This is a genomic window from Candidatus Hydrogenedentota bacterium (assembly GCA_013359265.1).
In the GTDB taxonomy this organism is placed as follows: Bacteria; Hydrogenedentota; Hydrogenedentia; order Hydrogenedentales; family SLHB01; genus JABWCD01.
This window is the reverse complement of sequence record JABWCD010000022.1, coordinates 179,445-186,997: the sequence shown is the minus strand read 5'-3', so window position 1 is coordinate 186,997 and position 7,553 is coordinate 179,445. Positions and strand designations below refer to the sequence as shown.

At 59.4% G+C, this 7,553-nt stretch carries 6 protein-coding genes; 3 read left to right on the top strand and 3 right to left on the bottom strand.

The features are described from left to right. Positions 1 to 438: 438 nt before the first annotated feature. The 3 genes from HUU46_18670 to HUU46_18660 form a co-directional block, all read right to left on the bottom strand. On the bottom strand, positions 439 to 1,353 hold the full coding sequence (locus tag HUU46_18670; protein ID NUM55671.1) for a cation transporter: 915 nt from the start codon (positions 1,351 to 1,353) through the stop codon (positions 439 to 441). 124 nt (positions 1,354 to 1,477) lie between these two features. Further along, positions 1,478 to 1,990 carry a YfcE family phosphodiesterase gene (locus HUU46_18665; GenBank protein NUM55670.1) on the bottom strand — a complete coding sequence of 171 codons (513 nt, stop codon included), beginning with the start codon at positions 1,988 to 1,990 and terminating at the stop codon, positions 1,478 to 1,480. Positions 1,991 to 2,004: 14 nt separating this feature from the next. Further along, a complete protein-coding gene (locus tag HUU46_18660) occupies positions 2,005 to 2,961 on the bottom strand; it encodes a PmoA family protein (protein ID NUM55669.1) in 957 nt (318 codons plus the stop codon). Between the two features lie 109 nt (positions 2,962 to 3,070). Between HUU46_18660 and HUU46_18655 the strand changes: the two genes are divergently transcribed. From HUU46_18655 to HUU46_18645, 3 genes are all read left to right on the top strand, one after another. Continuing rightward, the gene (locus HUU46_18655; GenBank protein NUM55668.1) at positions 3,071 to 3,658 is read left to right on the top strand and encodes a GNAT family N-acetyltransferase; all 588 of its coding nucleotides are present in this window, start codon (positions 3,071 to 3,073) and stop codon (positions 3,656 to 3,658) included. 944 nt (positions 3,659 to 4,602) lie between these two features. Then, positions 4,603 to 6,477 carry a tRNA uridine-5-carboxymethylaminomethyl(34) synthesis enzyme MnmG gene (gene mnmG, locus HUU46_18650; GenBank protein ID NUM55667.1) on the top strand — a complete coding sequence of 625 codons (1,875 nt, stop codon included), beginning with the start codon at positions 4,603 to 4,605 and terminating at the stop codon, positions 6,475 to 6,477. Beyond that, on the top strand, positions 6,477 to 7,532 hold the full coding sequence (locus HUU46_18645; GenBank protein NUM55666.1) for an aminotransferase class I/II-fold pyridoxal phosphate-dependent enzyme: 1,056 nt from the start codon (positions 6,477 to 6,479) through the stop codon (positions 7,530 to 7,532). The genes mnmG and HUU46_18645 overlap by 1 nt, the downstream gene beginning before the upstream one ends. The last annotated feature ends 21 nt before the right edge of the window (positions 7,533 to 7,553 follow it).

Genomic DNA, 7,553 nt, shown 5'->3' with positions numbered 1-7,553 from the left:
TCTGCTGGGTCACCAAAACCTCCGTCCCTCGACTGAATCCAAGCATTATGTTTATCGGCAGTTTCCATAAATGCTTCACTCGGCTAAAGAATTACTCAATTTCAAATTTGAGATTTCAGAATTTCAGAGAATAACACACTACAGCCAAAGTGCTTAAACGAGAAGTGCAAGAATTTTTTGATATCTTCGGCAGAAACGATAGAAAAGGGCAGGAGGAAGCAAGCGAATTTGGGCATTTCGAGAAATCACCTAACGGAGGCTCCGTAGGTGAGCCTTGGCCTGAATGCCAAGTACCCGAATACGATTACGAGCACGATTACGAGCACGACAATCGGTGCGAATTTCAGACTCGCGAGAGCAGAGATCGCGCGGGGTTGACGACTTCGGAGTCACGGGTTTCAACAACGCATCAATCTACAGCATTGCGGGTGGGCTGGTTCACGTCAGCGAGTTTTTCCCAGCATAGGGATCGGGAAGGCCGGGATGACCGTGGGGATGGGCCTGATCGTGCTCGTCGGGCTCGATATGCGTTGTGACGTGGACGGTATACGTGTCGAACGTCGATTCGATTTCGTCTTCAATCTTCGTGACTGCGTCGTGCGCTTCGGCGGTGGTCAGGTTGCCCGGCACGAGCATGTGCACATCCACCCAGATTACGTCGTTGGTTTCGCGGTGTTTAAGTTGGTGAAACGCGGAGATGCGGCGCTCGTCGACGGCGCGTTGCAGCGTCTCGATGATCTTGCGTGCGTGCGCGGCGTTGGCCTGGTCGAGCAGACCGTTGAAGGCCCGCAAGATGAGGCGGACCGCCTCGACGACGATATTGGTGGCGATCAAGATGGCGCAGACCGGGTCGATCCATAGAATGCCGGTGAAATTCACAATGAGGACGCCGATGACGACGCCGGCGCTCGTCCACATATCGGTAAGGACGTGCTTACCGTTGGCGACGAGGATCACGGCGTTGTGCCTGTTGCCCACGTAAACGAGAAACGATCCGAGCGCGAGGTTTACGAGGCAGAGCGCGGCTGTGATGATGATGCCGATGCCGAGGTGCTGAAGCTCTGGACCCAGGATTAGCGCACGGACACTTGCGTAGTAGATGTACGCGGCCGCGCTGAGAATCATTGCGCCTTCGAAGCCGGCGGAGAAGTACGCGATTTTTCCGTGGCCGTAGGGGTGCGAATCGTCGGCGGCGCGGTGGGCATACCAAAGGCTCAGTCCCGCCACGCCCGTTGCGGCGATATGGACGACGGATTCAGCGGCGTCGGAGAGGATTGCGGCGCTGCCGGTGATAAAGTACGCCGCGAGCTTGCCGATGAGCATCAGCACGGCGATGGAGAGGCTGGCCCCCATCGCGAGGCGTTTCATATCCATCTCAGCGGAATTCCATTGGGTTTTGCACGAACGTCACATCCGAATGCAGAAAAGGACGCCGAGTGCGGCAGCGAAAATTTTCGCCTCCCCCCGTGTATCCAGTTTATGCCAACTGTGACCTTAAATACGACGCGGATAACCGCGCGGCGCCATCCAATTCGTGAATCGTCACCGTGACGTCATCGGGCCGTGTGGTGACGATTGCGTAGGAAGGTCGCTGGCCGCGATCGAGTTTCGCATTTTTCAGATGGCCCGGGTTCACATGAATAGAAAGCCCCAGCTTCTCGATCTTCGCGACGTGCGTATGGCCCGTCAACACGATGGTCGCCGCGAGTTCCCGCGCGCCGAGGTCCTTCTCGGCGTGGGCCGCGGCAATCGTAATTCCGTCGCACGGCGTAACGATACTGTTTGGAATGCGGCCGTCGTGGTATTCGTCGCACCAGAGACCCGGCACCATGACGACATTGTGCCCGACAGATCTCAATTCGGCTGCATCGGGATAGTCGTCCCCAACGTGGATGATGAGTTCCGCGCCGTGCTTGAGCTTCATCATGTCCGCGACCTGGTGCATCAGGCGCCGGTTGCCGTGGGTGTCGCTCATCACGCCGATGATCATGGCGTCACGCCCGTTTAGAATTTCGTAGGAGTCGACTTTGCATAGGAATCGTAGAGCGCCTGGCACGCGGCGGCGTCGAGCGGTTTCTCCGAGAGTACGATGCGGAAGTTATACTGTTGCGGTTTTCCTTCCTCGAGCGTCGGTTCCCAAAACGCACCGAACCGCGCGTAGGCGCGAATCGAGTACACCGGCGAGTTTGCGCACGTGCTCGGGTGGGTCATATGAATAATCCAATACCGTTTTCCGCCCACTTCGCACGAACAACATGCCCACCACGCGCCGGTGACCTTGTCGTCCTTTTCTGCTGTCGATCCGGCGGGAAGCACGTATTGCGTCGACTTTTTTTCGGCGGGGACCTTGTCTTTCGTTTCGGCGTCGTCCTTGTCCGCGACCTCCTGCGCTATGCGGATCTGCATGCCCGCGTGCTGCAAGTCGCCTTTCAACTCGATTGTTCCGGCGGCGGAGGTCAACTTTGACTGAAAGTCGACGATGCGAAGGCCGTTGTCCCCCGGCGACGTGGAAATCGCGCGGACTTCATTAATGAACGTCTTGCCCGAATCGTCGGCCCACGCGATCTCCTCCACCTGGGTTGCGCTTGAAGCATTCGATACCAGTTCGGCCCATTTCACATGCTGCTGGGTACATGCTTCCTTCACCATATGCCACGTATCGAAATCGGTGCTATTGACGAAGGTGTCCTTCCAGCCGATAAAGAGCCCGCGATGATGGGTGTATTTTCCGCCGGGCCCTTTTGTAATGGGTGCACTCCCGGCAAAATCGAACAGGTGCGTGTAGATTTTGTAGGTTTCTTCGCGGTTATTCGGGTCGTACGTTGGTGTCATCGTGCGCAGCCAGACTTGCCCGTCGACTACGAGATCGTAATGACCGCCGGCGTCTTTGCCATCAAACTGTGCCGCGAACGCAGCGGCGCACAACAACGACACACCAAGAAGAAAACTGGCAGCGCGCATTGATTGACTCCTCCTTGGGCAACAATACTCGACGCATCCAGTTGAATTCCAAACGCGAACGCGCTAGCGTTCTGTCGATATGTCGCAATTGCGCATGGAAAAGGTTGGCTTGTCCGACATACCGGACGTCCCGTTGCCTGCCGGATATTCGATTCGCACCTTCCTCGACGGCGATGAAGCCGCCCTGGCGCAAATCTATGCCGCCTCGAGACTCGACAAGGACACGGTGGAAGCCGTGCGCCGGGACGTGCTGGGCGATCCGTGTTTCAAACCCGAGCGTGTGTTTGTCGCGGAGTTCGATGGGAAGGCCGTGGGCACGGGTTCAGCGTGGATCACGGACGGCGAGCCCGGTGTGGGCTACCTGCACATGCTGGGCGTGCTGAACGATCACCGCGGCAAACGGTTGGGAGTGGCCCTCACCTGCGCGTGCCTCCGGTACACGCGCGACGAAGGTCTTGACACGCAGCGGCTGATGACCGACGACTGGCGCGAGGACGCCATCCGCCTTTACCTCGATCTGGGCTACGATCCGCTGATCATGGATCGCAGCCACCCCATGCGCTGGGAGGCGATCGGCAAGCGGCTCGGCCGTACCGATGTGCTTGCGCGCATGCGCCGCCCGCCGCTGGCGCCCAACGAGTCCTTCTTGCGGCGTTTGCGGCGAATTGTCGGATTTGTTAGCATTTTTGGGTCTTAGCGCCTCTAACAAGATGCCGCAACCCCGTTGGGGTTGATTTGGAGTTGGGGTTGGCCGGGCACCCAGGGTAATGCCGCGAAGCGCGCCGCAGCCCAAAAGGGTTCCATCATTCAATCTCAGATTTGAAATCTCATATTTCAAAGCAACACGAGCTGGATGTCTTAAAGGTCGATTTTCGGAACAGGACGATAACGATTACGAGCCGGCATGAACAGAGTTCTCCCGGAGATTATGAATGCTTGAGCGGTGCGCTTTCAGCGCGCGGTGATAGGGGCGTGGACAAATTCCAGGGGCGATGCCCCTGGCTAGGGTTGCGTTGCGCCTTTGGCGCACGGGACCATTTGGGCATTTTCGGAGTTGCCCGAGCGGGACGAATTGTGCATTGTCGGAGTAGTCGTCATGCCCTTGCGGGCACGCAGAAACCATGAAAAAGCAATTTCAGATTTGAAATCTCATATTTCAAAGCAACACGAGCTGGATGTCTTAAAGGTCGATTTTCGGAACAGGACGATTACGATTACGAGCCGGCATGAAGCGGAGCTTCACGCGAATGGCTGCGAATCTATGGACCGTATAGACGGGATGGACAAGATGGACGGGAATCAAGACGAACGCCCTCCATCGATTACGAGCACTGGCTGCGAATCTATGGACCGTATAGACGGGATGGACAAGATGGACGGGAATCAAGACGAACGCCCTCCATCGATTACGAGCACGAGCCGGCTTGAAGCCGAGCTTCACGCGAATGGCTGCGAATTCGTGGACCTTATGGACGGGATCGAAAGGATGGATGGCAATCAAGACGAACGCCCTCCATCGATTAGGATTACGATCGCGAGCACGAAATTGAAGCTGCGTACAATCTCAAATTGCATTAGAGGCTTGTGGTAGCACGGGTATTGCGCGCCGTTCAGCGCTGTCAATCATTCTTTAGAGTCCCCATGAACCGTGATTTTGACGTCATAGTCGTCGGCGCTGGCCACGCCGGAATCGAAGCGGCGCTTGCGTGCGCGCGCACGGGTCTGCGCACCCTCATGACGACGCTCGACGTCAACACGATCGGCAAAATGAGCTGCAACCCTGCGATCGGGGGCATTGCGAAGGGGCAGGTCGTCCGCGAAGTCGACGCGCTCGGCGGCGAAATGGGCCGTTGTATTGACCGCACGGGCATCCAGTACAAGATGCTGAATCAATCCAAGGGACCGGCCGTGCATTCGCCGCGCGCGCAGGCCGACCGCGGGGCGTATCAGAAGGACATGCAGCGGGTGTGCGAGGGGCAAGAGGGCGTCACACTGTTGTCGACATCGATCGATGACTTCCTTATTCGCGGCGGCGCGATCGCCGGCGTTGTCACCTCGAATGGCGACGAGATTTCCGCGAGGGCGGTCGTCGTGTGCACAGGGACTTTTCTTGGCGGCAAGCTGCACTACGGCATGGACGACGTGCCGGGCGGGCGCGCCGGCGAGATGCCCGCGCAGGCGCTGTCGAATACCTACAAGCGGCTCGGCTTCCAGGTGAACCGGCAGAAGACGGGAACCTGCCCGCGGCTGCATACGGACACGATCGACTACGGTACGCTGACGCCGCAGCCGGGCGACGAACGGCCGCGCCCGTTTTCGTATTCGACGCCGATCGACGGGTTCAATCCGAACAAGGCGATGTGCTGGCTCACGAGCACGAACGAGCGCACGCACGCGATCATCAAGGCAAACCTCGATCGCTCGCCGATGTTTACGGGGAAGATCGGAGCGACGGGAACGCGCTATTGTCCGAGCATCGAAGACAAGGTGTTTCGTTTTGCCGACAAGGGTTCGCACCGAATTTTCCTCGAACCGGAGGGGCTCGAGACACCGGAAGTGTACGTGAACGGGCTTTCGACGAGTCTTCCGGTCGACGTGCAGGCGGCGATGCTGAAGACGATTCCGGGGCTGGAAGAAGCGGAGATTGTACGATCGGGGTACGCGGTCGAATACGACTTCGTTCAGCCGACGGAATTGAAGCCGACGCTCGAGACGAAGCGCGTGCGCGGGTTGTTTCATGCCGGCCAGATTAACGGGACATCGGGATACGAAGAAGCGGCGGGCCAGGGCATGTTTGCCGCGCTCAACGCGATCCGATATGTGCTCGGCGAGGCGCCGATCTATATCGCGCGAAGCGACGCGTACATCGGCGTGATGGTGGATGACCTCGTCACGCGCGGGGTGATGGAGCCGTACCGCCTGTTTACGTCGCGCGCCGAATACCGGTTGCTGCTGCGCCACGACAATGCGGACGCGCGCCTGGCGAAGTTTGGTATCGCGGGCGATGCGTACATCGAGTCGGTCCGCGAGAAGTACGATCGCGTGCAGCGCGAGATCATGCGGATGAAGTCCACCGTGCTTGCGCCTACGGCGGAGGTGAACGGCTGGCTTGCGCAACGCGGGCACGTGCCCATGCAGGAACCGCAGCCGGTATCGCGGTTGTTGTGCCGGCCCGCAATGAACATCGGCGACGTTTGGGAATTGTCGCCGCCGGCGTCCGAATTCACGTTGGAGGAGGCGGAGCAGGTCGAGATTCATCTCAAGTACGAAGGGTACATCGAGCGGCAGGAGCGCGATCTCGAGCGTTTCCGCGCATCGGAGTCGCGCGCCATTCCGGACACATTCGATTACGCGACGGTACCCGGATTGCCGCGCGAAAGCGTGGATCGGTTGACGCAGATTCGTCCCGCGAACTTCGGCCAGGCTGCGCGAGTGCCGGGCGTCCGCGCGTCGGACGTGGCGGCCCTGCACATCTACTTCGAGAAGCTGGCGCGGTCCACGCAGAGGTCGGCGTAATGGACAAGCCGGTCGATCTGCGCAGCGACACCGTGACGCGCCCGACGCCGGAAATGCGCGAGGCGATGGCCGGGGCCGAGGTCGGCGACGACGTATTCGGCGAGGACCCGACCGTCAACGAGTTGCAGCGGCGCGTGGCCAAGATGGTGAACAAAGAGGCCGCTCTCTTTGTGCCGTCGGGCACGATGGCGAATTTGCTTGCGATCAAATCGCAGACGCAACCCGCGGACACCGTGATTCTGCACATGGACTCGCACCCATTTAACTACGAGTCGGGCGGTATGGCGATGATTGCGGGGGTGATGACGAAGACGCTTGGCGGGGACTATGGCATTCTGACGCCCGAATCGGTGCTGTCCGCGCTGTGCACGAACCCGGACCATCACTACTCCCCCACTACGCTCATCGCGATCGAGAACACGACGAACCGCGGCGGCGGGGCGATTTATCCGATCGAGACCGCGATCGAGATTGGCCGAATCGCGCGAGAGAACGGGTTACGTGTGCACTGCGACGGGGCGCGCATCTTCAACGCGGTCGTCGAAAGCGGAGTGCCTATCGACGGGTACGCGACGCACGCGGACACGATTTCGTTCTGTTTCTCGAAGGGTCTCGGGACGCCCGCCGGATCGATTCTCGCGGGACCGGCGGAGACCATCGAGCTTGCGCACCGCTACCGCAAGATGCTCGGCGGGGGCATGCGGCAGGCGGGCATACTCGCCGCGGCGGCGCTGTATGCGCTTGACCATCACGTCGCGCGGCTGAAGGACGACCACCGCCGCGCAGAGCAGTTCCGCGCGGCGCTAGAAGGAGTACACGGCATCGAGTTTCCGTTGCCGTCGCCTACGAACATCGTGTATGCACAAGTGGCCGATGCAATGGAATTCATCGGTTGTATCGCCGAACGCGGCGTTCTGGCGTTGCCGGTGGGCAAGCATCGCCTACGGTTCGTTTTTCATTTGGATATCGACGATGCGGGTCTGGATCGAGCCATCGGTGCGGTCAAAGGCGCGGCGCGCTCCGCATCGAGGCATTCGACGGCACTGACGCTATAGTCTTGCAGCCAATTTTGCTAT

Bases quoted from the DNA above. Each gene is read 5' to 3' on its own strand.
- HUU46_18670 (NUM55671.1), bottom strand. From the start codon at position 1,353: ATGGGGGCCAGCCTCTCCATCGCCGTGCTGATGCTCATCGGCAAGCTC.
- HUU46_18665 (NUM55670.1), bottom strand. From the start codon at position 1,990: ATGATCATCGGCGTGATGAGCGACACCCACGGCAACCGGCGCCTGATG.
- HUU46_18660 (NUM55669.1), bottom strand. From the start codon at position 2,961: ATGCGCGCTGCCAGTTTTCTTCTTGGTGTGTCGTTGTTGTGCGCCGCT.
- mnmG (NUM55667.1), top strand. From the start codon at position 4,603: ATGAACCGTGATTTTGACGTCATAGTCGTCGGCGCTGGCCACGCCGGA.
- HUU46_18645 (NUM55666.1), top strand. From the start codon at position 6,477: ATGGACAAGCCGGTCGATCTGCGCAGCGACACCGTGACGCGCCCGACG.